Annotated in this window: 19 protein-coding genes; 8 read left to right on the forward strand and 11 right to left on the reverse strand. The window is 71.8% G+C overall.

The window, feature by feature from the left end; translation table 11 throughout:
• Positions 1 to 34: 34 nt before the first annotated feature.
• The 3 genes from DEI95_RS07140 (at position 35) to DEI95_RS07150 (ending at position 1,876) form a co-directional block, all read left to right on the forward strand.
• The gene (locus DEI95_RS07140; RefSeq protein WP_110823905.1) at positions 35 to 595 is read left to right on the forward strand and encodes an MOSC domain-containing protein; all 561 of its coding nucleotides are present in this window, start codon (positions 35 to 37) and stop codon (positions 593 to 595) included.
• A 94-nt stretch (positions 596 to 689) separates the two neighbouring features.
• Positions 690 to 1,244, forward strand: coding sequence for a GNAT family N-acetyltransferase (locus DEI95_RS07145; RefSeq protein ID WP_111059795.1), 555 nt, complete (start codon positions 690 to 692; stop codon positions 1,242 to 1,244).
• Positions 1,245 to 1,366: 122 nt separating this feature from the next.
• Complete coding sequence (locus DEI95_RS07150; RefSeq protein ID WP_181419390.1) at positions 1,367 to 1,876, forward strand: DUF3592 domain-containing protein; 510 nt, start codon at positions 1,367 to 1,369, stop codon at positions 1,874 to 1,876.
• 17 nt (positions 1,877 to 1,893) lie between these two features.
• Here DEI95_RS07150 and rbsD read toward each other — a convergent pair whose 3' ends face one another.
• The 10 genes from rbsD to DEI95_RS07200 all read right to left on the reverse strand — a co-directional run bounded on the left by rbsD (position 1,894) and on the right by DEI95_RS07200 (position 12,208).
• Entirely contained in the window at positions 1,894 to 2,277 is a 384-nt protein-coding gene (rbsD, locus tag DEI95_RS07155) for a D-ribose pyranase (RefSeq protein ID WP_110823908.1), read from the reverse strand.
• Positions 2,274 to 3,254: a ribokinase gene (locus DEI95_RS07160; RefSeq protein WP_220032701.1), complete on the reverse strand. Its 981-nt coding sequence runs from the start codon at positions 3,252 to 3,254 to the stop codon at positions 2,274 to 2,276. Before DEI95_RS07160 ends, rbsD begins: the two co-directional genes overlap by 4 nt.
• Complete coding sequence (locus DEI95_RS07165) at positions 3,251 to 4,204, reverse strand: substrate-binding domain-containing protein (protein WP_111059796.1); 954 nt, start codon at positions 4,202 to 4,204, stop codon at positions 3,251 to 3,253. The genes DEI95_RS07160 and DEI95_RS07165 overlap by 4 nt, the downstream gene beginning before the upstream one ends.
• A gap of 50 nt (positions 4,205 to 4,254) precedes the next feature.
• Entirely contained in the window at positions 4,255 to 5,226 is a 972-nt protein-coding gene (locus tag DEI95_RS07170; RefSeq protein ID WP_110823910.1) for an ABC transporter permease, read from the reverse strand.
• A gap of 93 nt (positions 5,227 to 5,319) precedes the next feature.
• Positions 5,320 to 6,876: a sugar ABC transporter ATP-binding protein gene (locus DEI95_RS07175; RefSeq protein WP_111059797.1), complete on the reverse strand. Its 1,557-nt coding sequence runs from the start codon at positions 6,874 to 6,876 to the stop codon at positions 5,320 to 5,322.
• A gap of 1 nt (position 6,877) precedes the next feature.
• Positions 6,878 to 7,966, reverse strand: a complete 1,089-nt coding sequence (locus DEI95_RS07180) for a LacI family DNA-binding transcriptional regulator (RefSeq protein ID WP_111059798.1) — start codon at positions 7,964 to 7,966, stop codon at positions 6,878 to 6,880.
• A 133-nt stretch (positions 7,967 to 8,099) separates the two neighbouring features.
• Positions 8,100 to 9,320 carry an MFS transporter gene (locus tag DEI95_RS07185; RefSeq protein ID WP_111059799.1) on the reverse strand — a complete coding sequence of 407 codons (1,221 nt, stop codon included), beginning with the start codon at positions 9,318 to 9,320 and terminating at the stop codon, positions 8,100 to 8,102.
• Between the two features lie 78 nt (positions 9,321 to 9,398).
• Positions 9,399 to 9,863 carry a MarR family winged helix-turn-helix transcriptional regulator gene (locus DEI95_RS07190; protein WP_110901969.1) on the reverse strand — a complete coding sequence of 155 codons (465 nt, stop codon included), beginning with the start codon at positions 9,861 to 9,863 and terminating at the stop codon, positions 9,399 to 9,401.
• Between the two features lie 94 nt (positions 9,864 to 9,957).
• Positions 9,958 to 11,613: a catalase gene (locus DEI95_RS07195; RefSeq protein WP_111059800.1), complete on the reverse strand. Its 1,656-nt coding sequence runs from the start codon at positions 11,611 to 11,613 to the stop codon at positions 9,958 to 9,960.
• A 94-nt stretch (positions 11,614 to 11,707) separates the two neighbouring features.
• Complete coding sequence (locus DEI95_RS07200) at positions 11,708 to 12,208, reverse strand: RimK/LysX family protein (protein ID WP_110890596.1); 501 nt, start codon at positions 12,206 to 12,208, stop codon at positions 11,708 to 11,710.
• An 18-nt stretch (positions 12,209 to 12,226) separates the two neighbouring features.
• Here DEI95_RS07200 and rimK point away from each other — a divergent pair, with 18 nt between their 5' ends.
• A complete protein-coding gene (gene rimK / locus DEI95_RS07205) occupies positions 12,227 to 13,417 on the forward strand; it encodes a 30S ribosomal protein S6--L-glutamate ligase (protein ID WP_110823921.1) in 1,191 nt (396 codons plus the stop codon).
• A 247-nt stretch (positions 13,418 to 13,664) separates the two neighbouring features.
• On the forward strand, positions 13,665 to 13,838 hold the full coding sequence (locus DEI95_RS16635) for a hypothetical protein (protein WP_181419389.1): 174 nt from the start codon (positions 13,665 to 13,667) through the stop codon (positions 13,836 to 13,838).
• A gap of 51 nt (positions 13,839 to 13,889) precedes the next feature.
• Here the strand turns inward: DEI95_RS16635 and DEI95_RS07215 are convergent, their stop codons facing one another.
• Positions 13,890 to 15,374: a PLP-dependent aminotransferase family protein gene (locus DEI95_RS07215; protein ID WP_146243611.1), complete on the reverse strand. Its 1,485-nt coding sequence runs from the start codon at positions 15,372 to 15,374 to the stop codon at positions 13,890 to 13,892.
• Between the two features lie 57 nt (positions 15,375 to 15,431).
• On the opposite strand from DEI95_RS07215, the gene DEI95_RS07220 reads away from it, so the two are divergent.
• From DEI95_RS07220 to rlmN, 3 genes are all read left to right on the forward strand, one after another.
• On the forward strand, positions 15,432 to 16,214 hold the full coding sequence (locus tag DEI95_RS07220) for a pyridoxamine 5'-phosphate oxidase family protein (RefSeq protein WP_111059802.1): 783 nt from the start codon (positions 15,432 to 15,434) through the stop codon (positions 16,212 to 16,214).
• Between the two features lie 146 nt (positions 16,215 to 16,360).
• Positions 16,361 to 17,458, forward strand: coding sequence for a C40 family peptidase (locus tag DEI95_RS07225; protein WP_111059803.1), 1,098 nt, complete (start codon positions 16,361 to 16,363; stop codon positions 17,456 to 17,458).
• 82 nt (positions 17,459 to 17,540) lie between these two features.
• The gene (gene rlmN / locus DEI95_RS07230) at positions 17,541 to 18,782 is read left to right on the forward strand and encodes a 23S rRNA (adenine(2503)-C(2))-methyltransferase RlmN (protein ID WP_110823926.1); all 1,242 of its coding nucleotides are present in this window, start codon (positions 17,541 to 17,543) and stop codon (positions 18,780 to 18,782) included.
• The last annotated feature ends 418 nt before the right edge of the window (positions 18,783 to 19,200 follow it).

Consider the following 19,200-nt stretch of genomic DNA (forward strand, 5'->3'; position numbering starts at 1 on the left):
GCCGTCGCTCGCACGCCTGGGGCAGGATCACCACATGACGGGGGAACGCGGAGACCGAGCACGGGTGGTCGCGGTGAGCAGGGACAGCAGCCACGACTTCAGCAAACCCGTCGTGGACGAGGTGACGCTCGTCGAGGGCCTGGGCGTCGAGGGTGACGCACATGCGGGACGCACGGTGCAGCACCGATCGCGTGTGGCTCGGGACCCGCTGCAGCCGAACCTGCGCCAAGTGCACCTGATCCACGCCGAGCTCTTCGACGAGGTGGCTGAGGTCGGCTTCGCGGTCGCGCCGGGCGAGATGGGCGAGAACATCACGACGCGGGGGATCGACCTCCTCGGACTGTCGACCGGTGCACTGCTCCACCTCGGAGCCGACGCCTGCGTCCGCGTGACCGGGTTGCGGAACCCGTGCCAGCAGATCAACGACTTCGAGCCCGGTCTCCTCCGCGAGGTGTTGGGTCGCGCCGAAGACGGCTCGGTGCGACGCAGAGGCGGCGTCATGGCAGTCGTCGTCTCGGGCGGAACGGTCCGGGCCGGTGATCCCATCCGCGTGGAGAACCCGGCGGGCGACCACCAGCCGCTCGGCCCGGTGTGACCGCGGCCCGCAGGGACCGGCGCTGGGTCGCTGGTTCGTGTCCTGTCGATCGCGTCACCGAGGACTGCACCGTCGGCCCTGCGAGAATCGACGCGTGATCCTGCACGGGGCGCTGGCGACGCTCGAACCCATCACGCCGGAACTCGCGGCTCGTGTCGTCGCGCGTGACGAGCGTCCCGGTGATGACTGGCACGCCGAGTACCCCTTCGCGGCTGAGCTCGACCCACTGCGGTCGTTGGCGACCGCGTCGGAGGTGGACCCCGACTTCACGATGTACCTCGTCAGGCGAACGTCGGATGGTCTCGCCGTCGGCGGGTTCGGCTTCTTCGGCCCGCCGGATGCATCGGGGACGGTCGAGTTCGGGTACGGCCTGGTCCCGTCGGCTCGGGGCGCCGGTCTGGCGACGGAGGCAGTGGGACTGGCTCTCGACCGCGCGGCCGTCTGCGGCGCGCGGGTCGCGGTGGCGGACACGGACGTGACGAACACCGCGTCGCAGCGTGTCCTCGAGTCGAACGGCCTGGCGGAGGTCGACCGCCGTCGGTCACTCGTGTTCTACCGGCGCGACCTTCCCACCCGCCGTGCCCACGGTGACCAGCGCGCCGCCAGCGACCACCACGGTGCTCGCGCCACTGACCCAGCGGGGAGGTAGCCGTGCCGAAGCCGAGGAAGCGGCGCCGCCGCCCACGTCGACCGCGGCAGCCGATGACCTGGGCCCGGTTCTGGCGCGGAACCGGGGAGAGCGTCCGCGTGGGTTGGCCACGCTGGCTGGTGGTGATCGGATTCCTCGCGGTCCTGCCGGTCGTGTTCACCCTGCCCGGGGACATCGCGACGCTGCGGCAGAACACGGACCTGCACGAGCGTGGAAGGACGGTGTCCGCAGTCGTCGTCGCGGTCGAGGAACAGCACCACACCGGTCACCGCGGTGGGAGCTGGACCGAGTACTGGCCCGTCACCCGGCAGACGATCGACGGCGTCACGTCCACGACTCCGCTGCGTGGGTACGCGAGCACGGCGCGCGAGCGCTACCAGCGTGGGCAGCGTCTGACCGTGTTGATCGACCCCGACGACCGTCGCACCATCGCCCTGGCGGGTGCGGGCGCTCGCGCGAGCCTGCAACGACAGGTCCGGATCGGTGCCGTCGTCGGTGCAACGGGAGCGGTGTTCCTCGCGATCGGCGTGCCGGTCGCCGTCCGGCGGGCTCACGCGCACCGTCGCCGGACGGCCCTCGCGAAGCCGCTCGGGACAGCGCGGGAGTGGTGGCGGTCCCGGCCGAGGGGATGACCCGGCCGGGACCCCGGTCAGAACGGGACGCCGCAGACGAGGACGGCGTTCGCGAAGGCCGTGGCTTCGCCGGTGCGAACGAACAGGCGGGCGTCCGCGGACATCGTCTTGAGCTCCTCGTGCGACACCGCACGTCGCTCCGGGAACCGGTCGGTGAGCCACCGGTCGGCCTCGGTCCCGGCGGCCTCGGTCGCGGCGATGCACTCCTGGAAGACGGCGTCCCCGAGCAGGGCGTCGAGGACGTCCACGAACCGGGGCACCCCGTGCACGAGCGCGAGGTCGACGACCGGCACGCCGGGCGGGATCGGCAGGCCGCAGTCCGCGACGACGACCAGGTCACCGTGGCCGAGCCGGCTGAGACCGGCGTTCAGCTCGGCGTTGAGGATGCCGCCCTTCTTCACGACGCACCCCCGGCCGGAGCAGCCGGAGCAGCCGGAGCAGCCGACCCGTCTTGCAGGTCGACCGAGGGCAGCACGTTGTCCAGCGTCGGGTAGGACGGCTGCGTCCCCACGCCCTGCACCGCGAACGCCCCGACCCGGACGGCCTGCCGCGCGGCGTCGAGCAGGGAGTCCCCGGCTGCGAGCCCGGCAGCGAGGGCACCGACGAACGCGTCGCCCGCACCCGACGAGTCGACCGCGGTCACCCGCGGGGACGGGACCGCGACGAGGTCGTCCGTCCCGTCCGCCACGAGTGCACCCCGCGCGCCGAGCGTCACGACGACACTCCGCACACCGAGTGCACGCAGCGCGGCGACCAGTGCGGGTTCGTCCGTCGGCACGTGCGCACCGGGGTCGAGCTGCGCGAGGACGAGTGCCGCCTCGTGCTCGTTCACCACGAGCGGGTCGGCCGCGAGCACGACCTCCCGGTCGACGGGCACGACGGGCGCCAGGTTGAGGAGCACCCGTCCGGTCGCGAGTTCCGCGGCGGCGGCGATGCCGTCTGCCGGGATCTCGCCCTGCAGGACGACCACCGCGGCCGACGCGACGACCGGGGCGGCGGTGAGGAGGGCCTCCCGGTCGGTGGCACGGTTGGCGCCCGGGACGACGACGATCGTGTTCTCGCCGCTCCGGTCGACGGTGACGGTCGCGAGCCCGGTGGGGGCGTCGACGGCACGGACGTGCGTGACGTCGACCCCGCTGTCGGCCAGGAGGCTCGTGGCGACCTGCGCCGAGCCGTCCCGTCCGACGCTCCCCACCATGGCGGTGGGAGCGCCGCGACGGGCGGCGGCGACGGCCTGGTTGGCGCCCTTGCCGCCGGGCAGCAGGGACATGGAGGTCGCGACGAGGGTCTCGCCGGGCGACGGGTGCCGCTCGACGGTCACGACCTGGTCGACGTTGAGCGAACCCACGACGACCACGGTTCCGGTGGAGCGGCTCACTTGGTGAAGTCTCCGACGTTGCTCTTGGTCACCGACACGACCGGGACCTGGATGGTCTTCTCCGCCTTGCCCGAGGCGGCCTTGATCGCCTGGTCGACCGCGAGGGCGCCGAGCTTCGCCGGCTGCTGCGCGACGGTGCTGCTGAGCGTGCCGTCCTCGATGGCGCTGAGACCGTCGGCCTCGCCGTCGAACCCGGCGACCTTGACGTCCTTGCCGGCCTTCGCGCCGAGCGCCTTGATCGCGCCGAGGGCCATCTCGTCGTTCTCGGCGAAGACGCCGACGACGTCGGGGTGTGCCTGCAGCAGGTTGGTCGTGACGTCGAGCGCGGTGGCGCGGTCGAAGTTCGCGGTCTGCTTGCCGACGACCGTGATGTCCGGGTACTCCTTGATGCCCTCGGCGAAGCCCTTGCCGCGGTCACGGCTGGCGGAGGTACCGGCCTGGCCCTGCAGGACGAGGATCTCGCCCTTCTCGCCGATGGCCTTCGCCAGGTCGTCGGCGGCCTGCTTGCCCCCGGCGACGTTGTCGCTCGCGATGAAGGAGTCGACGTCGGCGCCGTTGACGGTGCGGTCCACGGCGATGACGGGGATGTCGGCCTTGTTGAGCGCGGTCACGCTCGGGCCGGCGGCGTCGGAGTCGACCGGGTTGACGATGACGGCGTCGGTGCTGCCGCTCGAGGCGGTCTGCAGCTGGTTCGCCTGCTGGGCGGAGTCGTTCTGGGCGTCGACGACGTCGAGCGTGACGCCCTGCTTCTTCGCCTCGGCCTTCGCGCCGTCGCGGACCTCGACGAAGAACGGGTTGTTGAGCGTGGAGAGGGCGAGCGTCACCTTGGTGTCGCTGCCGCCGCCGGCCGCGCCGCTGGTGCTCGTGCGGTTGCACCCGGCGGTGCCGAGGACGACCAGGCCGGCGACGACGCCGACGGTGGCGACCTTCTGGAAGGAGGAGAACTTCATCGTTGGTTCCTTTGTGCTGGTGGTGTGGGGGAGGGAGGAGGAGTGGGAGGTCAGCTGCTGCGCGTCTTGCGGCGCAGGACGTCGAAACCGACGGCGATCGCGATGACCAGGCCGATGACGACCTGCTGCCAGAACGAGCTGACGTTGAGCAGGTTCAGGCCGTTGCGGATGACGACGAGGACGAGTGCACCGATGAACGTGCCGGAGATCCGACCGACACCACCGGCGAGCGAGGCGCCACCGATGACGACCGAGGCGATCGCGTCGAGTTCGTACCCGCTGGCGGCCTGCGGCTGCGCGGAGTCGAGTCGGCCGGCGAGCAGGAGACCGGCGAGTGCGGCGAACAGGCCGGACAGGGCGAAGACGACGACGACGATGCGCTTGACCGGCAGGCCGGACAGGCGTGCGGCCTCGGCGTTGCCGCCGACGGCGTACATGCTGCGGCCGATGACGGTGCGGTTCAGGATGAACGAGGCGACGAGGGCGGCGAGCACCAGGACGATGATCGGCACCGGGACCGGGCCGATGTCACTGCCGAGGAACGACACCTGGGGGGAGGTGGGGACCGGCTTGCCGTCGGAGAGCACGAGGGTCAGGCCGCGGGCGACGCTGAGCATGGCGAGGGTCGCGATGAACGACGGCAGCTTGCCGTAGGCGCTCGCGAGGCCGTTCACGACGCCGGTGGCGAGTCCCGCGACGAGCCCGCCGACGAGGGCGAGCCACCCTGGCAGCCCTGCGGTGGCGAAGAACCAGCCGGAGACCATGGCGGACAGGGCGGCGACGGACCCGACGGACAGGTCGATGCCGCCGGCGACGATGACGAACGTCACGCCGAACGCGAGGACCGCCACGGTCGAGACCTGGATGCCGATGTTGAGGAGGTTCCGGCCGGTGAGGAAGTCGGGCGTCGCGATGAAGAGCGCGATGCAGAGCACGACGAGGCCGACGAGGGCGCCGTTGTTCGCGAGGAACTTCGTGAACGAGGAGGACCGCGACGGGGCCTTCACAGTGGTCGATGACATGCGGGTGCTTTCTGGGAGGTACTGCGCTGTACGCGGGGGAGGGGACGGCGGCGGGATGTGCGGTGGTGCGCCGTGCGGAGTGGGGCGCCGGGGTCAGGCGGCGTCGGCCTGCCCGTTCTCGGGCTCGGTGACGTCCCGGGCGGCGAGGGTCATGACGGCGTCCTCGGTGGCGTCGGCGCCGTCGAGTTCGCCGGCGATGCGGCCGTCGCGCATCACGAGGATGCGGTCACTCATGCCGAGGACCTCGGGGAGTTCGCTCGACACCATGACGACGGCACCGCCGGCTTCGGTGATGGCGTTGACGAGCTCGTAGATCTCGACCTTCGCGCCGACGTCGACACCGCGGGTCGGCTCGTCCAGCAGCAGGACGCTCGAGCCGGCGAGGATCCACCGACCGAAGACGGCCTTCTGTTGGTTGCCGCCGGACAGGGAGCCGATCGGCTGGTCGATGTCGTGCATCCGGATCCGCAGGCGGGCGGCGACCTGCTCGGCGCGCTGCTTCTGCCCGGCGAAGTCGACGAGACCGCCACGTGCGCTGGACGCGAGCGTGGCGTAGCCGAGGTTGTCGTTGACCGACGCGCCGAGCACCAGGCCCTGGCCCTTGCGGTCCTCGGGCACGTGTCCGATGCCGGCCTTGATGGCGCCGGCGACGCTGCCCTTGCCGAGGGCGCGGCCGCGGACGGTCACGGTGCCGCTGTCGTAGCCGTCGGCGCCGGCGATCGCCCGGACCAGTTCGGTGCGTCCGGCGCCGACGAGGCCGGAGATGCCGAGGATCTCGCCGGCGTGCACGTCGAAGGACACGTCCGTGAAGCGCCCGGCAGCGGTGAGGTGCTCGACCCGCAGCACGGGGTCGGCACGGTCGACCACGGCGGCACCCGTCGGGTACTGCTCCTCGATGCTCCGCCCGACCATGAGCCGGACGAGCTCGTCCTCGGGCGTCGAGGCCGGCACCTCGGCCACGAAGTGACCATCGCGGAGCACGGCGACCGTGTCACCGATCTCGGCGATCTCGTCGAGGTGGTGGCTGATGAAGAGCATGCCGACGCCCCGGGCACGCAGGTCCGCGACGACCCGGAAGAGCGCCTCCGTCTCGTGGCGGGTGAGGGCCGCGGTCGGTTCGTCGAGGATGAGGATCCGCGCGTCGACGCTGAGCGCCTTCGCGATCTCGACGAGCTGCTGCCGGGCGATGCCCAGGTCGCCGACCGGGGTGTCGACGTCGACGTCGAGTCCGATGGTGGCGAGGGCCGCCTCCGCCTGGTGGCGGAGCGTCTTCCGGTCGACCATGCCGAAGCGGGTCGGGATCCGACCCATCGTCACGTTCTCGGCGACGCTGAGCGACCCGACCAGGTTGAGCTCCTGGTGGATGGTCGCGATGCCGAGCCGCTCCGCGGCCGAGACGGTCGGGAGGCTCACCTCGGCCCCGTCGACGAGGATCCGTCCGCCGTCGGGCTGGTGGATGCCGGACATCATCTTGATGAGCGTCGACTTCCCGGCGCCGTTCTCGCCGAGGAGGACCTGCACCTTCCCGGCGTGGACGTCGACGGTGACGTCGGTGATCACCTGGACGGGGCCGAACGACTTGCTCACCCGGTCGAGGGTGAGGAGCGGGTGCTGCTGCAGGGGGGTCTGCGGCATCGGTGTCTGTTCCATGTCAGTGCTCCGGGTGCTGCTGGTCAGCGTGCTGCTGGTCGGCGTGCTGCTGGTCGGCCGGGCGCGACGGTGCGTCCGGTCGACGGGGACGGATGGGGGTGGCCGAGGAGGCGCGGACGATGAGCTCGCTCGGCAGGCGGACGGACTGCGGGGTGCCGCCGTCGATGACGTCGCGGAGCAGGTCGACCGCGACACGGCCCATGTCCTCGACGCTGTGTGCGACGACGGAGAGGGCGGGCTCGAGGAGCGAGAACCACTCGATGTCGTCGAAGGCGACCAGGGCGATGTCCTCGCCGACCCGGAGACCGAGCCGGTTGAGGATCGCGATCGCGCCGACGGCCATCAGGCTGTCCGCGGCGAAGATCGCCGTCGGCGGGTCGTCGAGACCGAGCAGGGTCGTGACGCCGGTCGAGCCGGACGCGGCCTGGAAGTCGCCGAACACGACGAGGTCGGGGTCCGCGCTGAGGCCCGCGGCGGTGATCGCGTCTTGGTACGCCGTGAAGCGCTCGCGGCCGGTGGAGACGCTCTGTGGGCCGGCGATGTACCCGATGCGGGTGTGTCCGAGTGCGGCGAGGTGCTCGACGGTCTGCCGGATGCCGGTGCTGCTGTCGGTGGTGACGCTCGGCACGTCGATGCCCGGGATCACGCGGTCGACGAACACCGTGGGGATCTCGCGGTCGACGAGTTGCTGGACCGTCCCGGTGTCGTTGCCCTGCGGTGCGACGATCACGCCGTCGACCCGGCGGGCGATGAGCGTGTCGAGGTACCGGTTCTGCTGGTCGGCCCGCTCGTTCGCGTTGCCGAGCAGCGTGACGTAGCCCTCGGCCAGCGCGGCCTGCTCGATCGTGTGGGCGAGGTCGGCGAAGAACGGGTTGCGGACGTCCGAGACGAGCAGACCGATCGTGTCCGACCGGGTCGAGCGCAGCGCACGGGCCTGCAGGTTCGGGCGGAAGTCGAGGTCCTTCGCGGCCTGCTCGACGGCCCGACGGGAGTCCTCGCTCGTCGCGGCGTTGCCGGAGAGGACGCGCGATGCCGTCGCTGCCGAGACGCCGGCGCGGGCGGCGACGTCCTTGATGGTGACGGCGTTCATCGTTGAGCACTCCGTTGGGCGAATCGTGGAATCGATTCCATGGAATCGATTCCACGACCATAGGCACCGTAGCCGGTCGTGTCAAGCAGCGGACCTTGGCGGGGTGCACCCGCGCCGGAACCCCGGTGACCGATCAGTCCGCGGGCATCGGGACCGGCGTGGGAGCCGTCGGTGTCCCCGCCTGGGGGATCGCGCTCGACCGGCGCAACCCGAGCGTCAGCAGCACGACCGCGCCGACCACGGCGACCGCCCCGGAGAACCAGAAGTCCGCCGACAGCCCGAACGACGTCACGGCCGCACCGCCCAGGACCGACCCGGCGGCGATCGCGAGCTGGATCGTCGTCACGAACAACGCCAGCCCGCTCTCCGCGCCCGCCGGTGAGGCCGTCGACATCCAGGTCTGCGTGCCGAGCGGCAGGGCGCCCCACACGAAGCCCCACACCATGAGCAGCGCGAACACGCCGACGACCGAGTGCGCCGCGAACGGCAGCAGGACGACGGCCGCGGCGAGGACGGTCTTCGCAACGCCGATCGTGCCGATGACGTTGCGGCTCAGGGTGACGCCGGCGACGAAGTTCCCCGCGATGCCGGCGATGCCGAACACGAGCAGCGCCAGGGTGACCGTGTCCGGTCCGACCCGGACGAGCTCCTCCAGGTAGGGCGCCACGTACGTGTAGGCGGCGAACTGCGCGACGAAGAGGAACGCGGCCGCGATGAGGCCGACGCGGGCACGCTGCACCCGGAGCAGACCCGCGAGCGTCGCGAACCGTACCCGCTGCGAGGACGGGATGCTCGGCAGCATCGCGATCTGGAGCACCAGCGCGACCAGGCCGAGCGCGCCACCGATCACGAAGGCGAGGCGCCAGCTCGCGAGCGACGAGACGAAGGCACCGAGCGGCAGGCTCACCACCGTGGCGACGGAGACGCCCGCGGTGATGAAGGAGGTCGCGCGGATCACGGCGGACGGTTCCACGAGCCTCCCGGCGATGCCCGCACCGATGGCCCAGAAGCCGCCGATGCCGACACCGAGGAGCATCCGGGCGACGAGCAGCACACCGAAGGTGGGCGCGATCGCCGCGAGGGCGTCCGCCACGACCAGCAGGACGGTCAGGGCGAGCAGCACCGTCCGGCGGTCGAGGCGCGAGGTGGCGACCGTCACGACGGGAGCGGCAACGGCGCCGGTCAGACCCGTGAACACCACCATCAGGCCGGCGGTCCCGATGTCGACGTGCAGGTCGCGCGCGATGGACGGCAGCAGGCCGATCGGCAGGAACTCCGAGAGCACGAGGACGAACGAGCCGAGGGCGACCGACAGGACGCTCAGCCAGCCGCGGCGGGTGGAGGTGGTGGTCATGGACGCCACAAGCGCGGGCGGTCGCCGGTCATTCCTCCGTGACGGCGGGCGGCCGGGTGCGCCGACCGGAGCGGGCGCTCAGCCGCCGAACGCCGAGATCTCTTCCGGCAGCGGTTCGTGCATCGCCCGCCGCAGTGCCGCGGCCCCCGCGACGACGCTCGCGCGCTCGTCCTCCGGCACGGCGTCGAGGAGCCCGACGATCTCCACCCGTCGCCGGTCCATCACGTCGGCGACCAGTGCTCGTCCTCGCTCGGTCGCGCCGACGAGGACCTCGCGGCGGCTCTCGGTGCTCGGCAACCGCTCCACCCACCCGTCCTCGACCAGCCGGTCGACGATCCGGGTCAGGGTCGACGGACCGACCGCGAGTCGTTCGGCGAGGTCACCCGATCGTGTGGGTCCGAGGGTCGTCACGAGGACGACGAGCCGGAACTGCGGGACGGTGACGTGCTCGAGCGCGGGGGCGAGTGACCGGGCGACGACCCCGAGCAGTCCGCGCGAGGCCGCGAGCAGCTCGTCGATGCCCGCTGATGGTGCGTGTGGCATGCGCCCATCCTGCCGGAGGGACGCCGCCTGGTCGTGCAGACGGGAGGCCCGGTGCCACCTGGCACCGGGCCGCCCGTCGGACCGTGGTCGCGTCTCAGACGCGGACGGCGCGCTCGTCCGGAACGCAGTGCGTCATCATGAGGCCCTCGACGTCGCGGGGCCCGTTGTGGCCGAGGTTGGCCAGGCGCGCGAGTTCGGCTTCGTCGAGGGTCTGGGACTGCAGCGGCGGCAGGTCCTTCACCTCGTCGAGCGTGATGCCGAGGCCCTCGCCGACGCGGCGACCGAGGTCGTCCTCGACCATGTAGAAGTGCCAGAGCATGCGCTCCTGCACGGGCCGGGCCGCCTGCGAGATGAGGTCGACGAAGTTGGCGACCAGGTCGTCACGCTCCCAGTCCTCGAGGAGCAGGTAGCGCTGACCGGCCTGCGTGTAGTCGTTCGTCCGCGGGATGCGCTTGCGGGTGAGACGACCGACGATCTCGGGCCCCTGGTCGTCGTGCGTCGGGTACTCGGCCTCGCGCAACCCACCGGTGATCGACGGCTCGTAGTTGACGTGCGGGTTCTCGCCACCGTGGTCCTGGTGGTACGCCATCTGCCCGTCGCGCTGGTTCGTGGCGACGTTCCCGTTCTTCGGGGCGTTCACCGGCAGCTGCAGGTAGTTCGGGCCGACGCGGTACCGCTGCGTGTCCGAGTACGAGAACGTGCGGCCGACGAGCATCTTGTCGTCGGAGAAGTCGAGGCCGTCCACCAGCACGCCCGTGCCGAACGAGAGCTGCTCGTTCTCGGCGAAGTGGTTCGTGACGTTCCGGTTCAGGACCATCTTGCCGACGACCTTCGGCGGGAACTCGTTCTCGGGCCAGACCTTCGTGTCGTCGAGCGGGTCGAAGTCGAGCTCGGGGTGGTCGTGGTCGTCCATGAGCTGCACGCGGAGTTCCCACTCCGGGTACTCACCTCGCTCGATCGCCTCGTACAGGTCCTTCGACGCGTGGCCGAGGTCGCCGCCCTGCACGACGGCTGCGTCGGCCTCGGTCATCGAGCTGACGCCGACCGACGGGATCCAGTGGTACTTGACGAGCTTCGTGTCGCCGTCGCCGTTCACCCACTTGTAGGTGTTCACGCCGAAGCCCTGCTGCGTCCGGTAGTTCGCGGGGATGCCGCGCGGGCTGAACAGGTTGACGAGCATGTGCATCGACTCGGGCGTCTGGGACATGAAGTCGAAGATGCGCGCGGGCTCCTGGCGGAACGTGACCGGGTCCGGCTTGAGGGAGTGGATGACGTCCGGGAACTTGATCGCGTCGCGGATGAAGAACACCCCGAGGTTGTTGCCGACGAGGTCCCAGTTGCCGTCCTCGGTGTAGAACTTCACGGCGAAGCCGCGGGGGTCGCGAGCGGCTTCGGACGAGTCGCGTCCACCGATCACGGTCGAGAACCGGATGGCGACGTCGGTGCGCTTGCCGGCCTCCTGGAAGAGCTTCGCGCGGGTGTACTGCGCGATCGGCTCGTCACCCCAGGTGCCGGTGGCCTCGAAGTACCCGAAGGCGACCGCACCGCGGGCGTGCACGACCCGCTCCGGGATCCGCTCGCGGTCGAAGTGGCTGATCTTCTCGAGGAACTGGTAGTTCTCGAGCGTCGCCGGGCCACGGGCTCCGACCGTGCGCTGGTTCTGGTTGTCGTAGACGGGGTGACCCTGCCGGTTGGTGAGCACCCGGCGGTCGTCACCCTCGGCGGGTGGCTGGCTGGAGACGTCGGTCATGGCGTCGTCCTCTCTGCGTTCTGGTCACGGACTCGGGTTCACGCCCGAGTGTGGCCTGCAGGCCGGACGGCTGTTCCCAGCGCTCAGGGGGTCGTCAGGTCCGTCCGCGGTTGCGCCGCCGCACGGCCTTCGGCGCCCGTCCGGCCATGAACGACCGCGCCGGGTCGACGACGAACCCCTGCCGCAGCGCCTCGCGCCCGACGAGCATCCGGAAGCCCATCTGGTCGCGGTTGCTCAGCGTCGTCTCCGACAGGACGGTCCGCCCGGCGAGCTCGATCGACATGAGCACGACGATGCGCTCCTGGGTGTGGCCGCTCGAGCTGCGGATCACCCGGCGGTCGTGGACGTCGCACTCGACCGTCTGGGGATCCGCGTCGGAGTCCTGCCACGGGTGCACCGAGAACCGGACCCGTCCGCCGGGCAGCTCCTCGATGTCGAAGGCGTGCAGTGCCGAACTCCTTGCCCCGGTGTCGAGCTTGACCTTGATCCACGGGACGCCGATGTCGGGCAGGGCCGCCCACTCGCGCCACCCCGCGACGATCGGCACGCGGGACGCCGCCCGGGCGCTGTCGGAGCGCTTCGCGGAGTCGGCCATGCCCCTATCTTGGCAGTGATGAAACTCGCCATCCTGTCGCGCGCTCCGCACGCGTACTCGACGCAGCGCCTCCGCACCGCCGCCGCCGAGCGCGGGCACACCGTCAAGGTGTTGAACACCCTCCGCTTCGCGATCGACCTGACCGGCGAGCAGCCCGACCTGCAGTACCGCGGCAAGCTGCTGTCTGACTACGACGCCGTCCTGCCGCGCATCGGCAACTCGATCACGTACTACGGCACCGCGGTGGTGCGGCAGTTCGAGCAGATGGACGTGTACACGCCGAACACGGCGAACGGCATCACGAACTCGCGTGACAAGCTCCGGGCGAACCAGATCCTGTCCCGCCACGACATCGGCATGCCGGCGACGACGTTCGTCAACAGCCGGGCGGACGTCCGCGGCGCGATCGAGCGGGTCGGGGGCGCCCCGGTCGTCATCAAGCTGCTCGAGGGCACGCAGGGCATCGGCGTCATCCTCGCCCCCGAGGCCAAGGTCGCGGAGTCGATCGTCGAGACCCTGCACTCGACGAAGCAGAACGTCCTCATCCAGCGCTTCATCGCCGAGAGCCGCGGGAAGGACATCCGCGCCCTCGTCGTCGGTGACCGCGTCGTCGCCGCCATGCGCCGGAGCGCGTCCGGGGACGAGTTCCGGTCGAACGTGCACCGCGGCGGCACCGTCGAACAGGTCACGCTGACGCCCGAGTACGAGGAGGCCGCGGTCCGCTCCGCCCAGATCATGGGCTTGCGGATCGCGGGCGTGGACATGCTCGAGGGCAACGACGGCCCGCTCGTCATGGAGGTCAACTCCTCCCCGGGCCTCGAGGGCATCGAGCGTGCCACCGGGCTCGACGTCGCCGGTGCGGTCATCGACTACATCGCGAACCAGGTGGCGTTCCCGGAGATCGACGTCCGCCAGCGCCTCAGCGTCTCGACCGGGTACGGCGTCGCCGAGCTGCTCGTGCACACGAACGCGGACCTCGTCGGCAAGACGATCAAGGACTCGGGCCTCTGGGACCGCGACATCACGGTGCTCACGCTGCACCGTGGCACCGCGGTGATCCCGAACCCGCGGAGCGGCGTCGTCCTCGAACCCGGTGACCGGCTGCTGTGCTTCGGCAAGCTCGAGGAGATGCGGTCGATGGTCCCGGACCGTCGCCGCCGTCGCACGAAGCTGCGGAAGCTCCCGAAGGACGCCCTGTCCGACGGCTGACCGCCCCACCCGCCGGCAGGCCCGGATCACCACCGCAGGACGGCCTCCTCCGCTGCTCCCCGCGCCGGATCGTTCACCCGTGGGCCCTCGTCCGGATGACGCGGGCACCCCGCAGGGGCGGTCCCGGTGCGAGCGGCGCCGCGTAGCGTCCGGACGGAAGAGAGCATTCGTCTCGTGACCCGCGATCCGTGATCCGTCCGGGAGGACGGCCGACCGGATGGTGGGCACCGTGAACAGGGAGCACGCCATGACGAAGTACGAATCGAACCGTGACGTCGAGCCGATCCACGTCACCACCTACCGGTCCGCCCGCAAGGCCGCCCGGCGTGGCTGGGCGGTCCCGGCCGACGTGCCGGTGCCGTCGATCGACGACGTCTGGCGCAACGGACGGACCCCGGCGGACCGGGCCCGACAGCGCTGACGGCACCGGGACGGCAGCCGGGCGCGACGTCGGGCACACCACGTCCGGACGTCAGCCGGGGTCGGCGCCCCTCGCCCGGACCGCCGCGAGCACGACGTCGAGTGCCCGGTCCAGTTCTGGCAGCGTCACGGCGCCGTACCCGAGCACGACCCCGTTCCCGGACCGTCCCCGCACCGTCTCGTAGTCGGCGAGGTCGGCCACCAGGACGCCGTCCGCGGCAGCGCGGGCGAGCACGGCAGCGCGGGTCCCCGGACCCGGCCACGTCAGCACCGCGTGCAGACCGCCGGTGAGGGCCCGTGCCTCCAGGCCGGGGACCCCGCTCGTGGCGAGCCGGACCGCGATCCGTTCGCGCCGGTGCGTGTAGTCCCGCCGGACCCGACCGAGGTGCCGACGGAATGCGCCGGTGCGCAGCAGGTGCGCGAGCGCGACCTGCACCGGCTCGGCGACCACCGCGCCCCGGGCCGTGCGGGCGGCGAGGACCGCCGCGCCCACCGCTCCGGACGGGACGACGACGTACGCGCAGCGGAGCCGTGGGTCGAGGGTCTTCGAGAACCCACCCAGGTGCACGACCACGCCGTCGGTGTCGAGCGCGGCGAGGGCCGGGACCGGGTTGCCCCGGTGCCGGAACTCCGAGTCGTAGTCGTCCTCGAGCACGACGGTCCCCGTCGCCGCCGCGTGCGCGAGCAGCGCTCGCCGCTGTCCGACCGGCATGACCGAACCGAGCGGGTACTGGTGGGTGGGGGAGACGAGGACCGCGTCGACGGGAATCCGGGCGAGCACGGTCAGGTCGATGCCGTCCGCTCCGACGGGCACGGGGACGACCTCCGCGCCGGCGCTCGTCAGGGCGCGGTGGCCGGAACGGTAGCCGGGGTCCTCGACGGCGATGCGCGGAGCGCGGCCGAGGCGTGCCCGGAGTGCCTCGGCGACGAGGGACAGCGCCTCGGACGTCCCGGCGGCGACGATGACCTGCGCGACCGACGGGGTGAAGCCGCGCGCCAGCCCGAGTTGCGCGACGAGTTGCTCGCGGAGCGCGGTGAGGCCCGCGGGGTCGGACAGCGCATTGCGGAGCGGTGTGTCCGCCGCCGCACGCCAGGCCGCCCGCCAGTCCCGGTCACTGATCGCGCTGACGGCGGGGATGCCCGGGCGGCAGTCGACGACGGCCCGGTCGCCGGGGTCGCCGGAGTTGCCGGGAGCGCCGGGGTCGGAAGGGTCGCCGGGGCGGGAAGGGTCGGCGAGCCCGACGGGGTCGTTTGTGTCCCCGGGGACCACGGCGTGCAGGTGCACCGGCGCTCGTCCGGTCGACGGTCCGGGGACGCCGGATCCCGCGAGGACCCGCGCTGCCGCACCCGGCCGGGTCCGGATGTAGCCCTCGCCGTCGAGTTGGTCGTAGGCCGCGACGACCGTGCCCCGGGCGACCCCGAGTTCGGCGGCCAGCGCCCGCGTCGACGGCAGCGGGTCCCCGGCCCGGAGCGTCCCGTCGTGCACCAGGGACCGCACCCGTGCGACGACCACCGACACCTTGCTCGACTGGTCCATCCCGAACACCCCGATCTGGTCTACTCGCTGGTCCAGTCCTGACCCTAGCGTCGGGGCATGCCCGCTCCCGACGCCATGCCCTCGCTCACCGTCCGCCGTCTCCGCGACCGGCAGCAGACCGACCCCGCCGTGCTCTCCGCGGTCCTCGCCGAGGGGTTCGTCGCCCACGTCGGCCTGGTCCGCGACGGCTTCCCGATCGTGCTGCCCTACCTGTACGGCGTCGGCGACCTCGGCGCCGGCCCGGTCCTGCTCCTGCACGGCTCCACGGGCGGCGGACTGTTCCTCGACGCCGGGGAGGAGGGCGTCCCCGTCTCGGCGACCGTCACGCACCTGGACGGCATCGTCTTCGCCCGCTCGACCTTCGACAGCTCGGCGAACTACCGCAGTGCGATGGTCGTCGGCCGCGCGACCGTGGTCCCGACCGAGCTGCGGGCCGAGGCGCTCCGACAGGTCGCCGACCACCTCATGCCCGGCCGCCGCGCCGAGGTGCGCGAGATGACCGCGAAGGAGGTCCGGCAGACCCAGGTCCTACAGCTCCCGCTCGACGCCGCGAGCGTCAAGGTCCGGGCGGCCGGCGTCGGCGAGGCGCCGGACGACGGCGAGGACCACCGCGTCTGGGCGGGCGTCCTGCCGGTCGCCCTCCGGGCCGGAGTGCCGGTCCCGGGATCGCTCGCCGCCGCAGCGGCCACCGCGCCCGACCCGTCCGTGGTCGCGCTCGCCGCGCGGCTCGCGGGAGCCGCCGACGGCCGGGAGGCCCGACTCGCTTCCGCCCCGTCGCCCGCCTCCGCCCCGTCGCCCGCCTCCGCCCCGTCGCCCGCCTCTGGCACCGACCGGGGTTGACGCTCGGGAGCGGCCGGGACGGGTACCGCGTGTCTGTGACGGACCGCAGGAACTCCCCGAGGTTCTCCAGCCGGGATCAGGTTCGTGACCAATACGTTATCTCCCCGGGTCGTCGCACGAGGGGCGGTCCAGACCCGGAAGGAACCATGGGACGCCACGCACTGCCCGCACGGGACGACGACCGCCGGTCCGGACCTGCCGCCGCACCCAGCGTCCCCGCACCGAGCGCCCGCGCCACCGGTGCCACCGCTCCTGTTGCTCCGGCGTCCAACGCCCCCGTCTCCCGCGCCACCGCTCCTGTTGCTCCCGCAGCGAGGGTCGCGGGGCCGAGCGCCTCCGCCCCGATGAGTCGGGCACGCGGCCGCCGTGCCGCTGCCGGCCCCGTCGTCGCCCGCAGCACGTTCGTCGCGCACGAGCGACCGGCCCGCGTCGTGGCTCTCGGGCCGTCCAGCACCGCCCGCGCCGCCGTCGCCCCGCTGGCTGAGGCAGCGTCGGCCGGCACCGCGACGGCCGGTACTGCGTCGGCCGGTACCGCCCGCTCGCGGTCGGCAGCGCTCCGCGCCCAACGCGCGGCGGACCCGCGCCACGTCCGTCGTGCCGCGACCGCCAAGCGTGCCGCCCTGCTCATCGCGCCGGCCCTGGCGATCACCTCGACCCTGTCCCTGTCGATCCCGGCCGACACCGCGACGGCGGCACCGGCACCGACCGCCACGACGACGACGTCCCAGGACCTGCAGACCTACACCGTCGCCCACGACGTCGAGGTCCCGATCATCTCCTCCGACGGCGTGACGACGACGTCGGTCGTGTCGTACCCGACCCTGGTCCTCCGCTTCGGCGTCACCGAGGCGCAGGCGCAGGCCGCCCTGTCCGCGGCGCTCTCGCCGGGTGGAGACCGCGCGACGGTGCTGCAGACGGCGCTGCAGTACCTCGGCGATCCGTACCTCGAGGGCGGGGCCAGCCACGCGGGCATCGACTGCTCGGGCCTGACGATGGTGGCGTACCAGGCGGTCGGCATCCAGCTCGCGCACTACGTCCCCACGCAGGACGCCGTCGCGACGACCGTCCCGGAGTCCGAGGCAGCACCGGGGGACATGGTGGTCTTCGACAACGAGGACCACGTCGGCCTGTACCTCGGGCAGGGACTCGTGCTCCAGGCACCGCACCCGGGCGAGGTCGTCGACATCGTCCCCATGTACTCGATGCCGCACCACTTCGCCCGACTGCTGCCCGCCGGGTCCTGACCACCGACGCCGACACGACGGTGCTGCAGGAGACGGGTGGGCGGACTCGCGAAGGGTTGCGGGCCTCCCGTAAGCTGGAGTGATGGCCACCGACACCCGCACACCGTTCGAGGAGCAGAGCGCAGCACGCTCCGTCCGCCCGCAGGTGCGCCCGCGCACCGAGGGCTGGAAGCAGGCGACGGGGTCCGACGGCCGACCCCTGCTGCAGTTCGCGTCTCCGAAGCGGGGCAAGCCGCCCGTGCACCTGGCCGACATGACGGTCGAGGAGCGCGAGGCGAAGGTGAAGGAGCTCGGCCTGCCCGGGTTCCGCGCCAAGCAGCTCGCGACCCACTACTTCACGCACTACACGTCCGACCCGGCGAAGATGACCGACCTGCCGGCTGCCCAGCGCGAGGAACTCGTCGCCGGGATGCTCCCGCCCCTGCTCACCGAGACCCGTCGTCTCGAGACGGACAAGGGCGACACGATCAAGTTCCTCTGGAAGCTGCACGACGGGGCCCTGGTGGAGTCGGTGCTCATGCGGTACCCGGGCCGGATCACGCTCTGTGTCTCGTCGCAGGCCGGCTGCGGGATGAACTGCCCGTTCTGCGCGACCGGCCAGGCGGGCCTGACGCGGAACATGTCGACGGCCGAGATCATCGAGCAGATCGTCCGGGCGAACGAGGCCATCGCGGCCGGTGAACTCGGTGGCGACCCCCGCAAGGGCGGGAAGGACCGCGTCGACGCCGAGCGCGTGACGAACATCGTGTTCATGGGCATGGGGGAGCCGCTCGCGAACTACAAGCGGGTGATGGACGCCGTGCGCATCATGGTCGCGCCGCAGCCGAACGGCCTCGGCATGAGCGCGCGCGGCATCACGATCTCGACCGTGGGGTTGGTGCCGGCGATCCTGAAGCTCGCGGAGGAGGACATCCCCGTGACCTTCGCGCTCTCGCTGCACGCGCCCGACGACGAACTCCGCGACGAGCTCATCCCGGTGAACTCGAAGTGGAAGGCCGACGAAGCGATCGACGCCGCCCACAACTACTACGTGAAGACCGGTCGTCGGGTCTCGATCGAGTACGCGCTCATCAAGGACATGAACGACCACGCGTGGCGTGCCGACCTGTTGGCGGAGAAGCTCAACAAGCGCGGCAAGGGCTGGGTGCATGTCAACCCGATCCCGCTCAACCCGACGCCCGGGTCCGTGTGGACCTCGTCCGAGGTGCACGTGCAGGACGAGTTCGTCCGCCGACTCAACGCCGCCGGGATCCCGACCACCCTCCGCGACACCCGCGGCAAGGAGATCGACGGCGCCTGCGGCCAGTTGGCCGCCGCCGACTGACGGTCGGTCGACGGCCACGGCAGCTGGACGACGGCTCTGACAGGAGGCGCGGTGCGAGTACGCACCGCGCCTCCTGTCGTTCTCAGGGACGGTCGGTGGTCGCGACCGCGCACGGCGCCCGTGGCCCGGCACAGCGGGAGAACAGGCGCGACACGCCCGGGCGTCGAGCTGGCTTGGCGCTGCCGTTCACCCGTGCGTAAAGTGATCACTCGTTGCCGCTGAGGCGGAGAACGGATCGGCCGAGACGCTGACGGAGTTCGACTCCGGGAGATGCAGTCTGGCTCCGGTTCTTCCCCGGGCAACGAACCAGCCTCTCTGGCGAAGCATCCTGGTGGTGTGGAGTGGGGAGTGCGTCTGGTCCTTGAGAACTCAACAGCGTGCACATTGTCAATGCCAATTTTATTGACCTCGTGCCTGG

This window comes from Curtobacterium sp. MCBD17_008 (assembly GCF_003234475.1).
Lineage (GTDB): Bacteria > Actinomycetota > Actinomycetes > Actinomycetales > Microbacteriaceae > Curtobacterium.

Bases quoted from the DNA above. Each gene is read 5' to 3' on its own strand.
- DEI95_RS07190 (WP_110901969.1), bottom strand. From the start codon at position 9,863: ATGCCACACGCACCATCAGCGGGCATCGACGAGCTGCTCGCGGCCTCG.
- DEI95_RS07170 (WP_110823910.1), bottom strand. From the start codon at position 5,226: ATGTCATCGACCACTGTGAAGGCCCCGTCGCGGTCCTCCTCGTTCACG.
- DEI95_RS07175 (WP_111059797.1), bottom strand. From the start codon at position 6,876: ATGGAACAGACACCGATGCCGCAGACCCCCCTGCAGCAGCACCCGCTC.
- rlmN (WP_110823926.1), top strand. From the start codon at position 17,541: ATGGCCACCGACACCCGCACACCGTTCGAGGAGCAGAGCGCAGCACGC.
- DEI95_RS07200 (WP_110890596.1), bottom strand. From the start codon at position 12,208: ATGGCCGACTCCGCGAAGCGCTCCGACAGCGCCCGGGCGGCGTCCCGC.
- DEI95_RS07180 (WP_111059798.1), bottom strand. From the start codon at position 7,966: ATGAACGCCGTCACCATCAAGGACGTCGCCGCCCGCGCCGGCGTCTCG.
- DEI95_RS07185 (WP_111059799.1), bottom strand. From the start codon at position 9,320: ATGACCACCACCTCCACCCGCCGCGGCTGGCTGAGCGTCCTGTCGGTC.
- DEI95_RS07195 (WP_111059800.1), bottom strand. From the start codon at position 11,613: ATGACCGACGTCTCCAGCCAGCCACCCGCCGAGGGTGACGACCGCCGG.
- DEI95_RS16635 (WP_181419389.1), top strand. From the start codon at position 13,665: ATGACGAAGTACGAATCGAACCGTGACGTCGAGCCGATCCACGTCACC.
- DEI95_RS07165 (WP_111059796.1), bottom strand. From the start codon at position 4,204: ATGAAGTTCTCCTCCTTCCAGAAGGTCGCCACCGTCGGCGTCGTCGCC.
- DEI95_RS07215 (WP_146243611.1), bottom strand. From the start codon at position 15,374: ATGGACCAGTCGAGCAAGGTGTCGGTGGTCGTCGCACGGGTGCGGTCC.
- rimK (WP_110823921.1), top strand. From the start codon at position 12,227: ATGAAACTCGCCATCCTGTCGCGCGCTCCGCACGCGTACTCGACGCAG.
- DEI95_RS07225 (WP_111059803.1), top strand. From the start codon at position 16,361: ATGGGACGCCACGCACTGCCCGCACGGGACGACGACCGCCGGTCCGGA.
- DEI95_RS07220 (WP_111059802.1), top strand. From the start codon at position 15,432: ATGCCCGCTCCCGACGCCATGCCCTCGCTCACCGTCCGCCGTCTCCGC.
- DEI95_RS07140 (WP_110823905.1), top strand. From the start codon at position 35: ATGACGGGGGAACGCGGAGACCGAGCACGGGTGGTCGCGGTGAGCAGG.